This window comes from Methylobacterium sp. 1030, assembly GCF_040544715.1.
Classification (GTDB): domain Bacteria; phylum Pseudomonadota; class Alphaproteobacteria; order Rhizobiales; family Beijerinckiaceae; genus Methylobacterium.
Genome location: NZ_JBEPKM010000007.1, coordinates 89979 through 110819 on the forward strand (window position 1 = coordinate 89979; position 20841 = coordinate 110819).

Below are 20841 nucleotides of genomic sequence, written 5' to 3' on the forward strand. Positions count from 1 at the left end.
TCTCAGCTGCACGATGCGCCGTTCGACGTCGAGGATAGATATCTCAGCGATGTTGGAGTGGCTTGCCTTACGGATCGCGCGCCGGATCGTCGACAGTGACTATTATCTGACACGAAATGCCGACGTGGCGGCGGCAGGCGTCGATCCGGTCGCCCATTTCGCGCGGCACTGGTCCGCGGCGCCATTGCGCGCGCCCAACGCGCGCATGGAGGCGCGGATCTACGCGTGGTCGCCCGTGCTCGTCGCCGTTCTGGCGATGCTCGGGCAGAGCCGTCAGGACATCACGGACTGCTTCCGCTACCGCATCAACCAACTCGCGACCCGGCGCGGTTTCGGCCTGCAGCTTCGGCTCGCCCTCGCGCTCGCGCGCTTCCTCGCCGTGCGGTCCGCATCGCACGCACGTCCGAGCGGCGGAGCGGGCACCGGTCTCGGCTCGATCTACCCGGTGGTGCGGATCGGGCAGGATGCGGTGCCCTGGATCGACTGCCGCGAAATCGCGGAAGCCGGCGTGTTCGACTTCACGGATCCAGAGGTCGCCCTGTCCGCGCAGCCGCCGACCGCCCGTCGACTGCGCAGGCCGGAACTCTGGTGCGCGACGATCCGGGACGCGTCGCTCTTCGGCTTCGCTCAGATCGTTTCCCATTCCGCCTTCGTGGTCTACGAGCCGGAGGCGGACCCGGCGTTCCGCTACACGAGCCGCCAGTGCGAGTTCGTCATCACCTGTTTCGGCCCCAAGGGCGACCGGGTCCTGGCCCGTGTCCCGCAGGAGGCGGATCGGGCGATCGATGCGGGCATCCTTCTGATCGGGCGATGCGGTGCGAACTATTTTCACTTCCTGATCGAGTACGCCACGAAGGGTTACATCGTCGACAATGCGTCGATACCGCAGGATGTGCCGCTCATCCTGAGCGACGATCTGTTTCCGCAGGAAATGGACGCCCTGAAGCTGCTCTTCCCGGGCCGCCCATTCACGGTCCGGCAGCACGGGCAGCGGCTGGACGTGAAGACGCTCTACGTTCCGTCCTTGATGACCTTCATTCCGGATACGCCCGACGTCGAGTTCTGGACGGTCGCCGCTGTCAATCACGCGAGCCTCTCCTGGCTGCGTGAGCGGGTGATCGAGGCCGTTCCAGCGCCCAGTACTCCGGCGGTCCGGAAGCTCTATCTCGGGCGATCCGCGGGGCGTAACATCACGAACGCCGCCGAGGTGGAGGCAGTGTTTCGCCGGCACGGTTTCGAGATCGTGAACCCGGGGCAGCTCAGCTTCGCGGAACAGGTCGAGGCTTTCAGGACTGCGCGCTGCATCGCCGGGCCGATCGGCGCCGCCTTCGCCAATCTGGTTTTCGCATCCCCGGGCACCCTCGTCCTGGGACTCGTGTCGCCGTTCGCCGTGCAGTTCTCGACGTTCGCCAGCCTCGCGAGGTTTGCCGGGTGTCGCTACTTGGCCGTCCCCGGTGAGCACGGGGCCTATCGCCCCGGGGCCGAGACGCGGCGCCGCTCGCTCGAGCTGACGCACGGCAATTACCGCATCGATCTCGATTACCTGGATACCGTGCTGCGGACCAATGTTTGAAATCTGGCTGTGCCGGCGCACGTCGTCGCGATCTGATCGACAGGGATGACAGCATGAAGACGCAATGGACCGATCTTGGCCTGCGGTTCGCCGCGCCGGGCTCGGGTCTGCTCCGGACGCACGCCATGCTGCCCACGCCGATCGTGCTGGCGGACCGTGTCCGGGTATATTTCTCGTCCTGCGATGCCGATCTGCGCGGGCGTATCTTCTCCGTTGACCTGAGCTTGGACCATCCGCACCCGGTCATCCATTTCGATCCCGCACTCGTTCTCGATCTCGGAGCCGCGGGGTGTTTCGACGCAGACGGCGTCAATCCCTGTCATCTCGAACGCGTCGATGATATTTGGCGGCTGTATTACGTCGGCTGGCAGAGGCTGTCGGAGGACGTTCCCTATACTCTCTTGGCCGGCCTCGCGGTGAGCGAAGATCGCGGCAAAACCTTCAGGCGGTGGAAGACGGAGCCTGTCCTTCCGGCGACGCCCGACGAGGGCTACTTCCGGACTGCTCCGTTTGTCCGGCGGGTGGGGGAAGGCTTCCAAATCCTCTATATCGGCGGCAACCGCTTCGTTCGTAGCCCCTCCGGGAAGATGCTCCCGCGTTACGCCATCCGCCGGTCGAGATCCGCGGACGGGATTAACTTGGCGGCCCCGGCGGAGGATGTGCTGCTGCCGGATGAGGCGCGCGGCGAGATCGGCTTCGGCCGTCCGCGCGTCGAGACGCTCCCCGGGCAGGACCCTGTCCTGATGGTCTCGGTTCGGACCGAACAGAGCTACAGGCTGATGATGTGCCCGTGGGACGAGGGCCCGGTCGATCCGTCCCGCCTCGTTCCGGTCATCGATACCGCAGGACAGGCATGGGCGTCCGAGATGACGTGCTTCGGTGCGACCTGCCAAGTCGGCGAGCGGACCCTGCTCTTCTACAACGGCAACGGCTTCGGACGAACTGGGTTCGGTCTGGCCTACCGGGATCCGGCCGCGGCCGAGGACGGATTTCGAAGGATGTGAGCCCGGCCGCGTGTCGGGACAGGCGCTGCCGCGACCTGATCGACAACGGCTTCGGGAGCGGTGCAGGGCCCCCGACCCCGATGGCCAGGCCGTACGCGTCGGCGGGGCGATCACCGCCTCCGCGGGGCTCGGGTTGGCCAGGACCTCGGACGATTCGCCTCGCTACAATGCAATTGCGTAGGTGTCGTGCATCACGGCGCTGCCGCCGAACTCCTCCTTCTGGGTGAGAAGGCCCTGATTCAGGACGCGGCCGCCCTCCTCGGTCGAGATGCCGAAGTCGAAATAGCGCTTCGTCGGCTGGTAGGTCTTGATCAGCGTGCTGAAGAGGAGATCCAGCGCCCCCGCGTCCCGGCCCTGCCGGTTGGACGCGATGTACTGCGCATGCGCGACGTCCGCGGTCTCGAAGATCACGACGCCGCCCACCGTCTCGCCCGCCTGCTCGGCCGTGAACAGTTTGATGTTGTCCGGAAAGCGCCCCGCCAGCATCTCGATCTCCGGCAGGGTGTGAACCGGCGCGACGCCGTGGCGCTCCCGGAGCGTCTGCGCGAGGATGTCCCAGAACTCTGGCCAGCGGCTGTCGGTGCGGACGGTGAGGCCGGCCTTCTGCGCCTTGCCGACACCCCGGCGGCGGCGGGACGAGAGTTCGCCGGGCAGCCGGTAGTCGATCGTCGTGGTGACGTCCCTCCGGACCAGCTGGGCGCCGACACGGAACAAACAGTAGAGGTCGGCCTCGGCGGGCCGGCGGTGATAGATCGACGGGACCGGCTTGTAGATCAGCTTCCTGGCGCCGGCCTGCCTGTAATGGTTGAGGCAATCCTCGAACAGCGTCAGGGTGGCGTCGGTCGACAGGCGGCCGGTCAGGAGTCCGCCGAACGTCAGGCCCTGATGGGAATGGATCGTGTCGCCGTCGACATTCGCGGGAAGCGTCGCCACCAGCGTATCGTCGCGGATGATGAGCAGCGAGGCGTCCGTGAAGCGGTCGGCGTGGTAATCCATGAAGCCGCGATCGAACAGGAAATGTCCGTTCAGAGCCGTGCCATTGTGCGCGTTCCAGGCCGAGGTTTGATCCTGGGTGAACCGCCGGACCGTCACGGTCATCGCTAGCGCGCTCGGCAGAAGCGCGTTGCGGCGATCTTGCGCGGCTCTGCCGGATTGCCTTGGTAGATCTTGTCCGGCTCCGTGGATTGCGTGAGGCTCGACGCCATGCTGATGTAGTTGTCGGGCGCGATCGTGACACCGTGCCCGATGGCGGCGTTGACGCCGAGGAAGCTGTAGGCCCCGATCCGGCAAAAGCCCGAGATCACCACGTGTGAACTCACGAAGACATTGTCCTCGATGACCGAGCGGTGGCCGATGTGGTTGCCGCTCCAGAGTGTGACGTTGTTTCCAATCTCAACGAAGGGTTGGACGACGTTGTGCTCCAGGATAAAGCAGTTCTCGCCGATCGTGACATTGTGCCAGACGAAGGCCTTCGTGCTGACATACGACGTCAACCTGTAGCCCATGGATTTGACCTGCGCGCAGAGATCGGCACGGACGCGGTTGAGCTTCGAATCGCCGATGGCGACGAAGGCGTCGTACTCCTCGGGCGGGTAGGCCTGCTGCACCTGGGCGAGCGGGATCACCGGCAGATCGTGGTGATGCGGCTGCGTGATGTACGCCTCGCCGATCGAGAAAGCCTTCACTTCATGGCCGCTGTCGTGGGTGAAGTACTCATAGGCCATGCTGGCGATTTCGCCGTTGCCGAAGATGATCAGCGGTTTCATCGATTACGCCTTCATGATGAGGAGATCTTCGCGCCGGTTGGCCATGGGGAGATCCGGCGCCTGAGGCATGACGTAGGCGTCCGCGCCGGCGGCCTGCGCCCGCTGGATGAGCGCCGTGAGAACGGCGTCGTCGATCTTGCCGGGGCTCGGCTCATTGTAGCGGACGTCCGGCTCGGAATCGGTCTGCGTGAAGGCCTTATGAAAGCGCCGGCCGGTCTCGCTCGCGAAGAAGCGGCGGCGCTTCGAGATGTTCGGGATGTCGCCGATCAGGGCACGGCCGCCATCGGCGAGCAGCGCCACGATGCTGTCGAGGAAGGTGAAGGGATTGCCCTCCGCGAACACGTAATGGAAGACGCTGTAGCAGAGGACGATGTCGGCTTGGCCGACCGCATTCCGGACGGCGTCCCGGTTCGCCGGGAACGCGCCGGCGATCTTCGAGGTCACGCCGGCGACGTCGGGCAGTTGCTCGAGCATCTCCGCGCTATCGACGAGGATCAGGCGGTGGTCCCGCTCGCGGCACAGATCAATGAGGCGATGCGGCAGCCCGGCGCATCCGGGCCCGATATCCACGATGGTGGCGCCGGTCCCGAGCAGGGCCGGGAGCTTGGCCGCGATGTCGCGCAGGATCGCCTCCTCGAAGCCGTCGCGATACGTCTCCGGGAAGCCGATCCGCTCGTTGGCGGAGAGGTGCGGATTCTGCGCGAGGGCGCGGAATCCCTCGAACGTGAGGTCGACCTTGGCGAGATCGACGTCGCGGCCGGTCCGGAGGTTCTCCAAGGAACTCGGGCCGTCCTTGGGAGGCCCACCGTCGGCAGCGTTCAGGGGTGACGATGACACGGGGGCCTCCTGTTCCGTTTGGAATCGGCGTCCGAGCCCGGGCGGTCCCGGTCCCGAGACGCTCCAGCTGCCCGAACTGCGCGGCGCGGGGAACCGGCCGCGGATCTTAGGACTGCTGACGGCCCCGGGCTCAGCGGTCCGAGGCTGTAGATCTCACGCCGGGCCGTGGCGCTGGTTCGAGGCCATGGCCGCACGGCAGGCGAGCACGACGTGCCGGATTTCCTCTTCCTGAAGATGGGGCCCGATGGGAAGGCTCAGGATCTCTCGCCCGAGGACGCGGCCGAGACGGCTCTCCCCCGCGATCGAGACGCCCGCATAGGCTTCGGCATCTGCCGGTGCGATCGGGTAATGAATCTGCGTGCCGACCCCCGCCTCGTCGAGCCGCGCCGCCAGCGCATCCCGCTGCCCGGACCGGACGACGAACAGGTGCCAGACGGGATCGGTGCGCGGATCGACCTGCGGAAGAGCGAGGTCCGTATCGGCGAGGCCGTCCCGATACGCGGCCGCGACGGCGCGGCGCCGGCTGTTCCAGTCGTCGAGATGGCGCAGCTTGATGCGAAGCAGCGCGGCCTGAAGCTCGTCGAGCCGCGAGTTCACCCCCTGCTGCCGATGCACGTATTTCTCGCGCGAGCCGTAATTGGCGAGTTCGCGGATCCGGCGCGCGACTGCGGTGTCGGACGTGGTCACGGCCCCGCCATCGCCCAGAGCGCCCAGATTCTTGCCCGGATAGAAGCTGAAAGCGGCGGCGTCGCCGAGGCTGCCCGTCCGCCGCCCGGCGAAGGTCGCGCCGTGGGCCTGCGCGGCATCCTCGATGCAGACGAGATTATGCCGGTGCGCGAGGGCGCGCAGCGCCTCCATGTCGGCCGGCTGGCCGTAGAGGTGGACCGGCATGATGGCCTTCGTCCGGCTGCTGACAGCCCGCGCGGCTCCGGCCGGGTCCATGTTGTAGGTCGACGGATCCGGATCGACGGAGACCGGCTTCGCGCCGACCTGGCTCACCGCTAGCCAGGTCGCGATGAAGGTGTTCGACGGCACGAGCACCTCGTCGCCGGGACCGATCCCGTAGGCGCGCAGGATCAGGATCAGGGCGTCCAGGCCGTTGGCGACGCCGACCGCATGCTCGGCCTCGCAATAGGCGGCGAACTCCGATTCGAAAGCTTCGACCTCCTCACCCAGGATGTATCGCGAACGGTCCAGGACGCGGTGCCACGCGGCGTCGAGGTCGGCGCGGACGGTGTCGTGGGTGCGGCCGAGATCGAGAAACGGAACCTTCATCGCGGGCCTCCCCTACCGGCTTCCCACGGCGCGCAAGAATGTGTCGTAGTCCCTGTAATAGTCGCTCTCCTCGTAGTGCTGCGAGGCCAGGGAGAGACACACTGCCCCACCGGAGAACTCGTCGATATCGCGCCACACCATGCGCGGGACATAGAGGCCGATGTTGGGTCGATTGAGCAGAAACGTCTGGCGCGTGCGGCCGTCATCCAGGTGGACTTTGAAGCTGCCAGAGATTGCGATCAGGACCTGCTGCAGCTCTTTGTGGCTATGCCCCGCGCGCACCGCGCCGTGCGAGACATCGTAGATGAAATAGACGCGTCGGATGTCGAACGGCACATCCTTCTCGGCCTCGATGGGCGTCAGCGCTCCCCTGTGATCGAGGATGTGGCGAAACTCGATCAGGTGTGGCTGAGTCATCGTTCCCCCGCCGAAATGCCGGCTCTCTGACGTCGACCCTCGACCGCGAAACATACCATGGACCGTGCCGAGGCCCCTTCGCGTCCGGAGCGCGGTCCGATGTCGCGAAGCCCTCTAAGCGCAACGCGACCGATCCGCAACGGTCGGACTCTACTTCCGCGAGCCTTGTCGAACAAATGCAATTACTGATCTATTGTCCATCGGCTCGCCGCGGGAATGGAAGAGCGCCGAGCAGTCGGCCCACGACCGACCGTCCGGCGACCGCAGGCGCGACGGGCGGCACCTGCGGCGATAGCACCGGGGTTGGCTGCGCCAGAGATCCGAGGGCCGCGACCACCGCGCTCGGCGCGACGTGGTAGCTGGCGTGGAAGGCGTGACCGTCCTCGTTCGTGGTCGCGCCACGCAAGAACGTGATCCGCGCGCCGCCGGCCTCGATGAAGCTCGTATAGCCCCGGAAATTGAAGCTCAGGTTGGCGTGGATCAGGCCGAGGATCCGGCAATCCGGGCGGCAGAACAGTCCGTTGGTGAGCGCCGAACTCGACGAGCCGACGATGATGTCGGCGGCGTGGAACGCGTCGACCTGTTCGAGGAACGTCATCGTCTCCGGAGTGATGACCTCGAAGCCGTGCGGCCGGAGCGCCTCGGCGATCTCGACCTCGTTGACGAGTTGGCGCTGCGCGAAGGCCTTGCGCGAGATGAACAGCCGGCGGCCGGTGCGGCCGCTCAGGGCCCCGCGCGCGCGGGCGCTGTCGAGGATGCGGGTGCGCAGATCCACCAGGATGTCGGCGGGCCAGATCGTGTCGTAGACCGGCTGCCCCGGCCGCATCTCGAACGGGAAGAAGGCGGGCACCGGCGCGAGGCCGAGCCGGCCGAACGCCACCGGCCGGGGCGGCAGCTTGATGATCGGGCGGTCGCGCGTGTCGAGGAGCCGGACCACCTCCTCGTGGGTCGCCGGCATGTGGTCGTCGATGCAGAGCGGAATACCGTCCGGGCAGCGAGGATCGTTGTAGGCGAGCATGCGCGGCACGAACTCGCAGAACCAGTGGCCGTAATTCCGGCTCTGGAGCCCGAACATCGACAGGCCGGCCTCGATCGACAGGCTGTCCTCCGGAACCTCGACGAGGGCCCGCCTCCCCCCGAAGGCCGCCATCACGATCTGGTCCGGGTTGACCCCGTCCTGGAGCAGCACGTCCCGTCGGCGGGGATGGGCGGCGAGGTCGTAGATCAGGTGGCTGTCCTTCACGACGAGGTTGCTGCGCGGGAAGGCGTGGCAGCCGTCGACGAACGCGAGGTACTGGCTCGGCGCCTCCAGATCCCCCGGCTCAGAGGTGAGGGGCGGCGGCGGCTCGGTGAACTTGAGCTCCGGTGCCTGGATCGGCCGGGGCGGCCGGAGCTCGGCGTAGTCGATGCCCGGCCGGCCGGCCAGGGACGCGGCGGCGACCATGTCGTAGCAGGCCAGGGGGCCGGCGCCGATCAGCCGGCGGGTCGTCTCGTGCAGGGCGACGGCCGCGTCGAAGTCCCCGGCCTCGATCAGCGCGTCGAGCTGGAGCCGGCGCAGATTCTTGATCTTCTTGGCGAGCGGATCCCCGTCCCGCGAGACGAGGCCGGGCGCGCCACCGTTGAGGTCCAGGGCGAGGCAATAGAACTGGACGCTCGCCTCGGCCTCGCCGCGCAGCTCCAGCAGCCACGCCCTGTCGATCAGCTCCTCCATGATCCGCGGGCGCAGCCGGTTCGCATCCGCGGCGCGCAGGCGCGCGACGACCGGATCCGCCTCGGCGAAGCGTCTGCGGGCGCAGAGGTCGCGCAGGCGCGCCTCCGCGGCGGCCAGGGCCCAGCGGCCGCCATCGCGGCCTGCCAGGATGGCCGCGAGGTCGTAGGCCTGGGCCGCGAGATCGGGCGCGCCGCCCCCGTCCAGCCGGAACGCCAGGGCGTCGAGATGGCGGATCATCGTGCCGGGGCTGGTCCCCGCCGCCGCCGGGTCGGCCGCGAGCGCGCCGAGCCGCGCGATCAGGTCGGCCTGGCCGCCGCGATGATCTCTGATCAGGTCCAGGAAGTGTGACATGTTCCGCGTGCTCGACCGGCCCGTTCCCGGCCTCGACGTGGTGCCAACCTCGGACGGCCGCCGGCAGGAGCGGGGCCGCGCATCGGGCGTCGTGGCAGGAGCCCACCCTTAGCGTCCCGCCGCGGAACTGGTAAATCCCCGTCCCGAACGGGTCGGCCGTGGCTTCGCGCGCCGGCCGCCGCCCGCGGCGTTGGGCCGGCGCACGGGCGGGAGATGAGGAAAGCCTTCGGATGCCGGAATCGGGGAGCCTTGAGATCGGCGGTGACCGGATCGCGTCGGTCCGGACGCTGGCGGCCGGCCGGCAGGCCGGGCGCGACGGGGCGCTGTGCGCCATGGAAGCGGTCGCCCATCTCGCCGGGGAGCCGCTCTCGGACCGGCCGGCCTGCGCGTCGCCCGTGATTGCCGCCTTCGTCCGCACGTGGAGCGACGGCCTGCCGCAGGCGGCGCGCGACGGCCGCATCCTCCCGCTGCTTCCCCGCCTCGTCGGGACGCGCGGTTCGGAACCCGTCGAGCGACGCCGGGCCGGGATGGTGGCCGACTGGCTCGTCCGCGTACATCTGCCGGCGTGGTTCCACCTCGCCAAGCTGAACGTCGAGGCCGACGTGCTGGCCGGCTTGCCCGAGATCCGCGATCTGGGGGATCTCGCCGGGCTGTGCGACGACCTCCGACGCGCCCGCAAGCGGGCGGCGATCGCTAATCTCACCCTGCGCCAGACCGGCCCCTACGTGCGGGCGGCGGCCTGGGACGCCGCCCAGCGGGCGGCCTGGACGGCGATCCGCGACGACCTGGAAGCGGCCGGCGGCCCGATCCTCGCCGCCGCCTGGGACACCGCCTACGCGGCGGCCTACGCGGCGGCCCGCGCCTCCGGCAAGGCGCCCCTGGAGCCGACCCGGCGCGCGCTGGAGGACACCGCCCGGACGCTGCTCGAGCGCCTGATCGCGGCGGGCGAGGCCGGGTCCGACGGCGCCCTCGCCGCCGATCCGCGGCCATGAGCGGCGCCGCCGGCGAGCTGCCCGGGCCGGGGCTCGCGGGCGCCCGCTGCCTCGTGCTGGGCGGCGGCGGGTTCCTCGGGCTGAACCTGTGCAACCGCCTCGCGGCTGCGGGCGCAGAGGTCACGTGCTTCAGCCGCAGCCACCCGCAGGCCGAGGCCCTGGACCGGCGCGTCGCCCGAGTGTCCGGCCAGTTCTCCGACCGCCTCGCCCTCGCCAACGCGGTGGAGCGCCAGGACGTCGTCTTCCACCTGATCGCCGGCTCGATCCCCGAGAGCTCCAACCGCGACCCGTCGGCTGAGCTCTCGGCGGCGCCGATCGCCACGCTGCACCTCTTGGAGATCTGCCGCTCGGCCCGGATCGGGAAGCTCGTGTTCGCGTCCTCCGGGGGCGCGATCTACGGGATCCCGGCTGCCATCCCGATCCCCGAGCGGGCGCCGACCGACCCGATCTCGGCCTACGGCATCAGCAAGCTGATGATCGAGAAGTCGCTCCACCTCTACCGGCACCTTCACGGGATCGACTACCAGATCCTGCGGATCGCCAACCCGTACGGACGCTTCCAGCTCGGCACCAAGCACCAGGGCCTGATCGGCAGCTACATTCACCGCGTCCTCACCGACCAGCCGCTGGAGGTCTGGGGGACCGGCGCGGTGGTGCGCGACTTCCTCCACATCGACGACGTGAGCGACGCCTTCCTGGGGGCCGTGGCATATCAGGGGCCGCACAAGGTGCTGAATGTCGGCAGCGGCCGGGGCCTGAGCGTCAACCAGGTCATCGCCGAGCTGAAGGTGGCCTTCGGGCGGGACCACCTCCCCTGCGTGCACCGGCCGAGCCGCGCCGCCGACGTGCCGGCCAACGTGCTCGACACCGCGCTGATCCGGTCGGAACTCGGCTGGCAGCCCCGCGTCCCCCTGCAGGCTGGTCTCACCGGGACCATCACTTGGATGCGCGCCCACCTGGCCCGGTCGCGGGCGGCTGGCGTGCCCTCCGGCGCCGGCTGACCGGCCGGATGATCACGCCGCCCCGGAGCGGCCACGTTTGTCGGCGACAGCGCGCGGCATCGATCCGCGAGGAGACCCCATGTCCTTCCTGCACGATCTGCCGATCGCCGACCTGATCGCGCATTACGGCTACCTGGCGATCTTCGTCATCATCACCCTCGAGAGCGCCGGACTGCCCCTGCCCGGCGAGACGGTGCTGCTGACCTCGGCGGCCTACGCGGGCAGCACCGGCAACATCAACATCGCCGTCGTCGTGGCGATCGCCGCGACCGCCGCCATCCTGGGCGACAATGCCGGCTACTGGGTCGGCCGCCGCTGGGGCCTGCCCCTGCTCCTGCGCAAGGGCCACCTGATCGGGCTCGACCACGGCCGGCTCAAGCTCGGCCAGTACCTGTTCCGCCGGCATGGCGGGAAGATCGTGTTCTTCGGCCGCTTCACCGCGATGCTCCGGGCCTACGCGGCGGTCCTGGCCGGGGTGAACAAGCTCGACGCCCGCCGCTTCATGGCCTTCAACGCCCTCGGCGGCGTGGCCTGGGCCTCGATCATGGGGTTCGGCGCCTACCTGTGCGGCCGCTCGATCGAGAACGTGATGGGTCCCGTCGGCCTCGGGCTGCTGGCCTTCGTCCTGCTGGGCGCCGTCGCCCTGTGGCTGTTCATGCGCCGGCACGAGGCGCGCCTGATGGTCGCCGCCGAGGCCGAGATCCCGGGGCCGCTCGGCGGGGGGCTCGGCGAGGCGCGGGCCGAGCCTGTCCCGGGGCCTGTCCCGGCGCACGGCGGCGTGGACCCGGATAGCCGGGTCCAGGTGGAGTTCCAGAATCAGATCGCAGCGCTCCTGGCGGAGCGGGAGCGCGCGGCACCGCAGCCCACCGCGCGCGCGGCCGCCCAGACCCGGCGCGCGCCCTGGCCCCTGTGGTTCAAGATCCCCGTGCTGCTCGTCGCCGCCGGCGCCGGCATGGCGGTGATCTCCTGGCACGACGGCGTCACCGGCGGCTTCTACGGACGGCTCATCGGGCATGTCGGGATCCTCGGCATCGCCCTGATCGTCGCCGTCCCCGCCCTCCTCCTGCTGGTGGTCGGCCGGCGGCTCCCGCGTCTTGAGGACGAGGCCGACGCGGAGTCCGAGGAGGCCGTCGGGCTGGCGGCGTGACCGCCGCGCCGGACGGCCCTCGCGCTCGGGCTGCAGGGTTGACCGGTCCGGGGGCCGATCGTACAGCCGGCCTCGACCCGACAGGGGCGCCCAGTCGCGCCGGCCTCCCGCCGGCGGCCGCGTGCCCGAGACCCGTCGGGCCCCGCGACTGACACGGAGCCGACCTTGGCCGAGGACGTAGAGGCGCTGCGGGCGGAACTCGCCGAGACCCAGGCGCGGCTCAAGGAAGCGCAGGGCGAGCTGGCCCGGCTGGTGCGTCTCGCCGAGGCGGATCTCCAGCGCCGGCGTCCCGGCGAGCAGTCGAGCGTCGTCGCCTCGTCGGTGCGCCGCCCCGCCGCCAAGGAGGTCGCGGCCCGGATCGCCCGGTTCGCTCACCTCTACCGGGAAGCCGCCGAGGCCTCCCCGGACCGCGCCCCGGTCGTGCCCGAGCAGACGATGCTCGCGTGGCTGGAGACATCCGGCCTGTTCGACCGCCAGTTCTACCTTGCTTGCAACGACGACGTCGCCAGTGCGGGGGCCGATCCGATGATGCACTACTACAATCACGGATCGGAGGAGGCGCGCCTGCCCTCGACGCTGTGAGGGCCGGTCGACGGCGCGGGCGCATTGCGGGATGATGGGTCTCGAAAGTCTTTGTCCGCTCCGTGATCGATCGCGGCAAGTATAAAATCAGAAGAACGGCCGATAGACTTCGCGATCGTCTCTATCGGCCGCGTTGACCCTCCCCGTCCCGTGATCTAGGGAGCGGCCGGACGGGGCGCGTGCGAGGGATCAGACCGATGCAGGACGGTGCAGGCGCGAGCGCGCCGGGCTCGACCGCGGCTCCGCCCGCGCTCGAGCCGTGGCAGGACGACTTCGCCACGATCTACGCCAGCGGCCTGTTCGACCATATCGGCTACGCGACCCGCTACCCCGATGTCGGCTTGACCGACCTGTCGCCCCTCGAGCACTACGTGAAGTACGGTGCCCGGCTCGGGCGACGGCCCCGTGCCGACTTCAGTGCGCCGCCGGACGAGACCTTCGACGGCAGCTTCGTCAATCCCTTCTCGGCCTGGATCCGGGGGCGCGCCGAGACCCAGCCCGCGCCAGCCTGGAACCGGCCGGTCGTCTCGGTCCTGTGCATCAGCTACAACCAGGCGGCCTTCATCCGGCAGACGCTGGAGAGCATCCTCGGCCAGGCCACGGATTTCCCCTTCGAGCTGCTGGTCGGCGACGACCGCTCCACGGACGGGACCGCCGAGATCATCGCCGAGTACGCCGCGCGCCACCCCAACCTCGTGGCGGTCCTGCGCAGCGAGAATCTCGGGCCGAACCGGAACTTCGCCGACCTCACGGCCCGTGCCCGCGGCGAGTTCGTGGCGATCTGCGAGGGCGACGATTACTGGACCGACCCGCGCAAGCTCCAGCGGCAGGTCGACTTCCTGCGGGCGCGCCCGGAATTCACCCTCTGCTTCCACCGGGTGCGCGTCGTCTACGAGGACATGCCGGGGGTCGACGAGCTGTACCCGAAGCAGTGCAGCCCGCAGCCGTCGCTGTCGGACCTCGTGGCGCACAACTTCGTCCAGACCAACAGCGTGCTCTACCGCTGGCGCTACCACGGCGAGGAGGCGTTCGTGTTCGACGAGGGCATCGCCCCCGGCGATTGGTACGTCCACCTGATGCACGCCGAGGTCGGGCGCGTCGGCTTCCTGCCGGAGGTGATGGCGGTCTACCGCAAGCACGCCGCCGGGATGTGGGCGACCTACGCCACCGAACTCGCCCGCCACAAGAAGCTCGGCAATTCCGAGATCGCGTTCTTCCGCAAGCTGCGCGGCCATTTCGGCGGCCGCTACGCGGCGGGCTACGAGGCCGCGCAGAAGTCGATCTTCCGGAGGCTGGCTGAGGCCTACCTCGACGAGGAGGACGTGCCGAGCCTCGGGCGCCTGATCGAGGCCAACCCCGACATCGCCCGGGACGCCTTGAGCGACATGGGCCTCGACGCGCCGGATGACCTTTCAGGAGAGCCGGAGGCCCTGCGCGCGTCGCTGCTGGAGCAGCTGACCGTCAGCGTCATCGTCACGGCCTACAACCACGCCGCCGATATCGGCCGCTGCCTCGACGCGGTGCTGGGCCAGCGCGGGCTGTTCCGGCTGCAGGTCGTGATCGGCGACGACAAGTCCACCGACGGCACCGCGGAGATCGTCGAGCGCTACCGGGCGCGCGACCCGGAGCGGATCGCGGTGCGGCCCCGGCCGCACAATCTCGGCATGCTGCGCAACATGCAGGACTGCCTCGCAGCCTGCACGGGCCGGTACATCGCCTTCTGCGAGGCGGACGATTACTGGCTGTCGGACCGCAAGATCGCGATGCAGATGCGGATGCTGCGCAACGACCGCAAGCTGGACATGTGCTTCAACTGGGTGCTGCTCCACTACCCGGCGACCGGCTCCTACGTCCCGCACGACGAGCAGGGCCGCTATCCCACCGGCCCGATCAGCTTCCCGGTCCTGGCCAACTCGCCGCTCACCGCCAACTTCTCCTGCTGTTTCTACCGCGCCGAGGCTCTGCGCCGGGTTCCGGAGGCCTACTACGCGAACGCCTCGGCGGCCGACTGGCTGATGAACCTCTACGTCGCCGACAAGGGCCGGATCGCGTTCCTGCGGGAACTGCTCTCGGTCTACACGGTCCAGGAGAAGGGCCAGTGGTCGGGCCTGCCGGAGGACATCAAGAACGCCCGGATCGCCCAGTACCAGAAGGAGTTCGCCGGCATCTTCGGCGAAGGGCGCGGCTTCGAGAAGTACGAGGTCGGCTGCACGGTGGCCGAACTCGACGGCGAGCTGCCGGATTCCTTCGCCCGCGCGAACCTGGAGGCCCCCCAGGACCGGGTCTGGGCCGAGATCCGGGACGGGCAGGTGGTGCTGGCGGGCTGGGTCGTCTCGGCGAGCCGCGCCAAGGCGACGCTGATCGTGGAGGCCGACGGCGAGGTCCAGCGCATCCCCGCGGACGTCCACCGGCCGGATGTGATCGCGGCGGTGCTCGGCGACATGCCCACCACGATGGAGGAGGCCCGCTGCGGCTTCCGCTTCACCCTGCCTTACGCGCTCCACCTCGAGGTGCTGCTCTCCATCGAGGTCGAGCACGAGGTCGTGCCCTGGCTCTCGGTTATCTTCACCCACCGGGTCAAGCGGGCGGTCGAGCAGGGCTGATCGCGGGTTGGGCGTCGCGACACGCGGGGCCGCGCCTTTCGAGCCGGCCCTAACGCCGCCGACCGGCGAGGAGGTGTCGCACCCGGGCCAGCGGCGTGCGGGCGCGGGCCCGGTCCAGGGCCCCGCGGATCTCGGCGGCGAGCCGCGTCGCGACGATCTCGCGGGCGGGATCGTCGTAGTGGACGATGTCGTAGAAGGTCCCCTCTTCCCGGTCGCGGAAGATCCCGCTGAGGTCGAGGGCCGTGAAGGTGCGCCGGTACGGGCGCCGCGCCGCGAGCTGCGCGGTGAACGCCTCCAGCTTGGCGTATTGCCGGTCGAGATAGGCCAGGAACGCCCCCGAGGCGACGCCGCTTTCCACCTCGGTGAGGTGGCGCTTGCGCAGGATCGTCGGCTGCAGGACGCTGACGATCGGCACCCCGTAGTCGTGCGACAGCTTGGTCAGCCGGTGCGCTGCCAGTTCGTAATGGTGGACGATCGCGTCCTCCCAGCCGGGGCTCTGCCAGCCCACCTCGACCCGTAGCCGCTTCAGCTCCTCGTAGATCAGCGTGATCAGCGCCTCGTAGGATAGGCCGTCCTCGCGGGCGCGGGGATCGTGCGTGTCGAAGAAGTGGTCGTAGAGCCGCTGGGTGATGAAGGCGTTGTAGGGGTGGCCCGGCCGGGGATCGTAGGTCCAGGGCTGGAACAGGTCGGTGCTGCCGCTCAGCACGAGGATCGCGTCGGGGCTGTAGGTCACCAGGCGCGACCAGATCAGGTGCGTCATCTGCGTGAGGCAGCTCGACATCACTCCGAAATTGTAGATCTTCGCGCTCTCCAGGCCGTCGGCGCGCAGAATCCGCTCGATGCGGCCCGGCAGGGTGTTGGCGATGTCGCCGCCGTCGATCGTGGTCGAGTCGCCGACGACCAGGATTCGGGTCTCGCCCTCCGGCTTGCGCGCGCCGATCGGGGCGGCGTTCAGGAAGCCGTCCGCGTCGAACGGGACGCCGTAATGGCTCGCCCCCGGCTTGCCGGCGAACTGGATGAACGGGCTCGGATAGCGCGTGTTCGAGTCGAGGTAGCCGAAATGGTGCAGGAACTTGCGCCGGCGCGCCGCATCCTCGCTCTCCGGCGGGGCCCAGATCTGCTCGACGCCCGGGGCGGTCAGAGCCGCCATCATCAGGTCCCTGAGCGCCGCGTAGCCGGCGGCGTTCAGCCGGACGCCGTCGTCGCTGAGACCGGGCCTGAGCGCGCCCGTCCCGGTGGCCAGGACGGCGTCGTAATCGATGAACTGCGCCCCGTACGCCTGCACGTGGTCGCGCAGCCACGCGTTGACCTGACCGATGAGCGGGATGGGCAGGCCGGCCGCGGCCGGCGCGGCCGGATCCACCGGCGGGATCGAGCCGACCCAGGTCCGCACGTAGAGGTCGCGCGCGTCCTGCAGCATCGCGGTGAAGTCGGCCACGATGCTGTCCAGCGACGGCGCGGTCTTGCCGCTGAGGATGTCGTCGCGGCCGCCGATGAGGTGCAGGCCGCGGGCTCCGTAGAGGGCGATCTCAGAGCGGAGCCGGCGTCCCATGTCCCTGGTCGACTGCCCGGCAATTCCGCGCGCGACCGTCTGGGGTCCGGAGAAGAGCGGCGGTGTCTCGGCCACCAGCTCCGCCGTGACCGAATCGCCGAAGAAGAGGATCGGCCCGAACGGGAACAGCGGCTTGTCCTGCATCGGCGTGCTCATGCCGTCGCGATCCGGGGCGGCGTCAGCGCGCCGCGAAGACCTCGATCCCGTCGAGATGCAGGTGCTGCTCCTCGTCGAGATCGATCTTGAGGTAGCGGAACCGCGCGTTGTCGAACCGCAGGTGGAGGGGCAGGCCGGGATGGCAGTGGGCGTCCACGGCGTCGAAGACGAGGCGGTAGTCGCCCTCGGTCTCGCCCAGCCAGACCCGCATCAGCTGCGCCCGCTCGCTGAGCTGCCCCCAGCGGTTGTAGATCCGGATCTCTGAGACCCGCTCGACCGCGTCGAGGTCGAGGACGAACCAGGGGTTCCGGTCGAGCCCGGTGTGGAAGAAGAACGACGGGTCGCCGGTGGTGCGCGCGCCGTAGGTGCCGGTCGTGCCCGACCAGGGCGAGGCAGAGCTCGCCGTCCAGGTCTTGCCCAGCGCGATGTTCTCGGAGGGCCGCATCGCCACCAGCGTGTCCATCTCCAGCTCGTCGATCAGCGTCCGGATCTGCTTGGACGGCTGGCGTAGCGGCGGGATCTCCAGGTCGAGCTTGTAGATCAGGTTCGACAGGATGCTCTGGTCGAAGCGGTGGTCGATGAAACCCTCGAGATCCGGCAGCCCCATCTGGTTCGGGATGTCGGTGACGACCCGCGGATCGCCCGCGTAGCGCAGCCACTCGGCCACGAGCCGGCGGGTGGCGGGGCTCACCATGAAGGCGATCCAGGAGGCCTGGATCTGGTCGGCGTCCCAGTAGCGCGCCGCGTCGCAGTCCATCAGCACGAAGCAGTCGCGCTTGGTCCAGGCCCGCTGCGGCTTGCCGTGCAGCACGCCCACCGCGACCCGGTGCTGCGAGCCGTCGAGCCAGGTGAGCAGCGGCGCCACCGGCGGCAGCGGGTCGTCGCCGACCGCCTGCATGCCGGTGTCGCTGAAGACTATGAAGTCGCCGTCGCGGCGCTTCTCCAGCGCCTCGGCGATGACGTAGGGCTTCCAGGCCCAGTTGCCGGCGCCCCGGGACCGGTCGAGGATCTCCCGGTGCGCGCGGTAGAACGGCGTCTCGCGCAGCCGGTCGGGGGACCAGCTCTCGATCGTGTCGAAATCGCCCGTGGCGGCGGCCGAGGCCACCAGCCGGCGCTGGCTCTCGACGTAGTGGTACTTGGCGGCGAAGCTGACCAGGGTGGTGTGGCGCGGCCGGAGCCGGCGCCGCAGCCGCATCAGCACCTCGGCCCGGTGCATGTCGAAGGCGTTGACCTGCAGGGCCTCGGGGGATGGGTCAGCGCTGGCCAAGTCTGTCCTCCGGCGGTGGCTCGAGGGCTTGTCACCGGTTTTGCCGGCTTCGGCAAGGCGGCCGCGGCGGGGCCGGGCTCAGGCGTCGTCGAACGCGAGGTTCTCGGCCGGATACGCGAGCATCAGCGCGCGGCGCTCGGGCGAGTTGTCCCACTCTCCGACCTTCGTGTAGCCGCCGGCGACGTCCAGCACCTCCACGACCCGTCCGATGGTCGGGATGCTCTTGAAATGCTGCGGCCAGCCTGAGGCGAAGTAGAAGACCTGCTCGACGTGCTCGGAGAGCTGGCACACCCCCGGCCCGAACGTGCCGAGCCCGAAGATGAGGTAGCGCCCGTTCATCAGCGCCGCGACGTCGTCGATGAGGGAGCCGCTCTGGGTCGTCAGCGGCACGCCGATCTCGGCGATCCACGCCTCCAGCGCCGGGATCACCGGGTTGAGCCGGTTCTCGAACACCATCTTGATCCGGGCGATGCGGCCCTCCGCCAGGAGCCGCCGGATCACCATCTGGTAGAAGGCGAGCGGCGGCTGCGGGTAGGTCGGCGCCACCCAGGTGCTGAAGATGTCCCCCGAGCGGATGTGGATCAGCAACTCGTCGTCGGGCTTGGCGGGGATCTCCGCCGGCAGCCGGTTGAACAGCGGTCGGATGCAGGTCCGCACGATGTCCCGGGTCTCGTCGGGGCCGAGGGTGCCGGCGAGCTGCTGGATCCCGAGGTCGAAATACATCCCCGACAGGAAGGCGCCCGCCTCCGGCAGCGGCTCCGAGCCGGGGATGAAGGTGAGGCCTCCGCAGGTCAGCGGGCCGGTCAGGCCGATCACCTCGCTCCGGTCGGCGGCCGGGAGTTTGATGTATTTCAGGTTCAGGTTGCGGGCGATGCCGATGGCGAGCAGCAGCTGGATCAGGCAGTTGCCGAAGGCGCCGCACTCGTAGAGCGCGAGCCCGACCAGGGCGCGGGAGCGCGGCCGCTCGGCGCTGACGAGGCGGTAGGAGACGTAAACGTTCGCGCCGGGCCGCTCGTCGGCCACGTCGAAGGGCACGTCGAGCACGCGCCGCAGGGCGATGAGGTCGAAATCCGCCCGGTCGCACAGCACCTGCACCGCCGGCGGCTCGCCTGCGGCGGCGCCGTCCGGGGCGACGCGGATATGGCGCGCCCAGGCGCCCTCCCCAGTAGCGAGCACCAGGGCCGCGGGCCCGCTCCGGGCCGCGTCGAGATCGGGCTCGCGCCAGACCTGCCCGTCGTCGGAGAGGGCGAGGCGCGGCGGCGCCGCGCAGGCCGCCGCGAGCTCGACCCGGCGGACCGGGCAGCGGAAGCCGAGATCGACCTGGAAGCCCGGTGGGCCGGCCAAGCGGTCGGTCGCGCCGGCCGCGCGGTGCCAGGGCCGGCCGAACGCCGCATCGATCAGGTCGCCGTTCATCGCGTCTCGCGCTGCGCAGGGAGCGGTCCGGGGCCCGCGCCCCGAGCCCCTCTCTTCGCCGTCCGAGCCCACTCTGTCGAGGCGGACGCGTGTCCCGTGACCCCGTCGCAGGGCGATGGGGCGTGCCCGTCGGCTAGCCGTCGAGTCCGAGCATCAGCCCGAGATTCTGCACGGCCGCCCCGGAGGCGCCCTTGCCGAGATTGTCGAGGCGCGCCACCAGCACCGCCTGCCCGTGCTCGGCCGAGCCGAACACGCGCAGCTCCAGCCGGTCGGTGTCGTTGAGATCCTCCGGCTCGATCTTCTCGCGGTGCGCGCCGGTTCCGGCGCCCGGCACCACCTCCACCAGCCTCTGACCGGCGTACCAGTCGCGCAGGGCCGCCTCGAGGTCGGAGGCCGTGGGCCGGCCCGGCAGCGTCTCGAGGTGGAGCGGCACGCTCACCAGCATGCCCTGCCGGAAGTTGCCCACCGACGGCACGAAGATCGGCCGCCGGGTGAGCCCGCTGTAGCGCTGCAATTCCGGCAGGTGCTTGTGGGCGAAGCCGAGGCCGTAGAGCTGGAACGGCGGCGCCGTGCCCTGCTCGTAGGCCTCGATCATGCTCTTGCCGCCGCCGCTGTAGCCGCTGACCGCGTTCACGCTGATCGGGTGGTCGGCCGGGATCAGGCCGCCCTCCACCAGCGGGCGCAGGAGCGCGACGCCGCCGGTCGGGTAGCAGCCCGGATTGGCGACCCGCCGGGCGCGGGCCACCGCCGCGCCCTGCTCCCGGGTCAGCTCCGGGAAGCCGTAGGTCCAGCCCTCCGCGACCCGGTGGGCGGTGCTGGCATCGAGGACGCGCGGGCCGCCGCCGGGCAGGCTGTCGGCCAGAGCCACGGTCTCCTTGGCGGCCTCGTCCGGCAGGCAGAGCACGACGAGGTCGACCTCGGCGAGCAGCGCGCGCTTGGCCGCCGGATCCTTGCGGTGCTCCGGGGCGATGCTGCGCAGGGCGACCCGCCCGTCGCGCTCCAGGCGCTCGCGGATGCCGAGACCGGTCGTGCCGGCCTCTCCGTCGATGAACACGGTGGGCTTCGTCGCGCCTGCGCCAGACATCGCTCGTCTCGCTCTCTAGAAAAATGCCTCGCCGCCCGAGTCGGGCACTGCGGCCGGGAATCAGGTGCGCGCGGTGCGACAGGCTGTCAACGACCGTGCAGCGGCCTGAA

General features: G+C 69.8%; 16 protein-coding genes and 1 pseudogene. 7 read left to right on the forward strand and 10 right to left on the reverse strand.

From position 1 onward, the window contains the following. Positions 1 to 49 precede the first annotated feature (49 nt). Together ABIC30_RS11690 and ABIC30_RS11695 are read left to right on the forward strand one after the other, a co-directional pair. Positions 50 to 1573: a glycosyltransferase family 61 protein gene (locus tag ABIC30_RS11690; protein ID WP_354455091.1), complete on the forward strand. Its 1524-nt coding sequence runs from the start codon at positions 50 to 52 to the stop codon at positions 1571 to 1573. Positions 1574 to 1626: 53 nt separating this feature from the next. Beyond that, positions 1627 to 2577: a hypothetical protein gene (locus tag ABIC30_RS11695; RefSeq protein ID WP_354455093.1), complete on the forward strand. Its 951-nt coding sequence runs from the start codon at positions 1627 to 1629 to the stop codon at positions 2575 to 2577. Positions 2578 to 2739: 162 nt separating this feature from the next. Here the strand turns inward: ABIC30_RS11695 and ABIC30_RS11700 are convergent, their stop codons facing one another. The 6 genes from ABIC30_RS11700 to ABIC30_RS11725 form a co-directional block, all read right to left on the reverse strand. Beyond that, the gene (locus tag ABIC30_RS11700; RefSeq protein ID WP_354455095.1) at positions 2740 to 3675 is read right to left on the reverse strand and encodes a GNAT family N-acetyltransferase; all 936 of its coding nucleotides are present in this window, start codon (positions 3673 to 3675) and stop codon (positions 2740 to 2742) included. A 2-nt stretch (positions 3676 to 3677) separates the two neighbouring features. Next, the gene (locus ABIC30_RS11705) at positions 3678 to 4343 is read right to left on the reverse strand and encodes an acetyltransferase (RefSeq protein WP_354455097.1); all 666 of its coding nucleotides are present in this window, start codon (positions 4341 to 4343) and stop codon (positions 3678 to 3680) included. 3 nt (positions 4344 to 4346) lie between these two features. Beyond that, positions 4347 to 5180, reverse strand: coding sequence for a class I SAM-dependent methyltransferase (locus ABIC30_RS11710; RefSeq protein WP_354455099.1), 834 nt, complete (start codon positions 5178 to 5180; stop codon positions 4347 to 4349). A 153-nt stretch (positions 5181 to 5333) separates the two neighbouring features. Then, entirely contained in the window at positions 5334 to 6455 is a 1122-nt protein-coding gene (locus ABIC30_RS11715; protein ID WP_354455101.1) for a DegT/DnrJ/EryC1/StrS family aminotransferase, read from the reverse strand. A gap of 12 nt (positions 6456 to 6467) precedes the next feature. Further along, positions 6468 to 6872, reverse strand: a complete 405-nt coding sequence (locus tag ABIC30_RS11720) for a sugar 3,4-ketoisomerase (RefSeq protein WP_056529697.1) — start codon at positions 6870 to 6872, stop codon at positions 6468 to 6470. A gap of 190 nt (positions 6873 to 7062) precedes the next feature. Continuing rightward, positions 7063 to 8934, reverse strand: a complete 1872-nt coding sequence (locus tag ABIC30_RS11725; protein WP_354455103.1) for a glycosyltransferase family 61 protein — start codon at positions 8932 to 8934, stop codon at positions 7063 to 7065. A gap of 230 nt (positions 8935 to 9164) precedes the next feature. On the opposite strand from ABIC30_RS11725, the gene ABIC30_RS11730 reads away from it, so the two are divergent. The 5 genes and pseudogenes from ABIC30_RS11730 to ABIC30_RS11750 all read left to right on the forward strand — a co-directional run bounded on the left by ABIC30_RS11730 (position 9165) and on the right by ABIC30_RS11750 (position 15259). After that, a complete protein-coding gene (locus ABIC30_RS11730) occupies positions 9165 to 9926 on the forward strand; it encodes a hypothetical protein (protein WP_354455105.1) in 762 nt (253 codons plus the stop codon). Continuing rightward, positions 9923 to 10927, forward strand: coding sequence for an NAD-dependent epimerase/dehydratase family protein (locus ABIC30_RS11735; protein ID WP_354455107.1), 1005 nt, complete (start codon positions 9923 to 9925; stop codon positions 10925 to 10927). The genes ABIC30_RS11730 and ABIC30_RS11735 overlap by 4 nt, the downstream gene beginning before the upstream one ends. A gap of 79 nt (positions 10928 to 11006) precedes the next feature. Further along, a pseudogene (locus ABIC30_RS11740) lies at positions 11007 to 11642 on the forward strand (DedA family protein); the annotation flags it as partial. A gap of 597 nt (positions 11643 to 12239) precedes the next feature. Then, positions 12240 to 12656, forward strand: coding sequence for a hypothetical protein (locus ABIC30_RS11745; RefSeq protein ID WP_354455109.1), 417 nt, complete (start codon positions 12240 to 12242; stop codon positions 12654 to 12656). 197 nt (positions 12657 to 12853) lie between these two features. Then, positions 12854 to 15259 (forward strand): glycosyltransferase family 2 protein, encoded by a 2406-nt coding sequence (locus ABIC30_RS11750; protein WP_354455111.1) that lies wholly within the window; start codon positions 12854 to 12856, stop codon positions 15257 to 15259. 49 nt (positions 15260 to 15308) lie between these two features. Here the strand turns inward: ABIC30_RS11750 and ABIC30_RS11755 are convergent, their stop codons facing one another. From ABIC30_RS11755 to argC, 4 genes are all read right to left on the reverse strand, one after another. Beyond that, complete coding sequence (locus tag ABIC30_RS11755; protein WP_354455113.1) at positions 15309 to 16967, reverse strand: SGNH/GDSL hydrolase family protein; 1659 nt, start codon at positions 16965 to 16967, stop codon at positions 15309 to 15311. A 22-nt stretch (positions 16968 to 16989) separates the two neighbouring features. Then, positions 16990 to 18234 carry a hypothetical protein gene (locus ABIC30_RS11760; protein ID WP_354455115.1) on the reverse strand — a complete coding sequence of 415 codons (1245 nt, stop codon included), beginning with the start codon at positions 18232 to 18234 and terminating at the stop codon, positions 16990 to 16992. Between the two features lie 78 nt (positions 18235 to 18312). Continuing rightward, positions 18313 to 19647 (reverse strand): coagulation factor 5 8 type domain-containing protein, encoded by a 1335-nt coding sequence (locus tag ABIC30_RS11765; RefSeq protein WP_354455117.1) that lies wholly within the window; start codon positions 19645 to 19647, stop codon positions 18313 to 18315. Between the two features lie 133 nt (positions 19648 to 19780). Further along, the gene (argC, locus tag ABIC30_RS11770) at positions 19781 to 20731 is read right to left on the reverse strand and encodes an N-acetyl-gamma-glutamyl-phosphate reductase (protein WP_056529666.1); all 951 of its coding nucleotides are present in this window, start codon (positions 20729 to 20731) and stop codon (positions 19781 to 19783) included. Between the last annotated feature and the right edge of the window lie 110 nt (positions 20732 to 20841).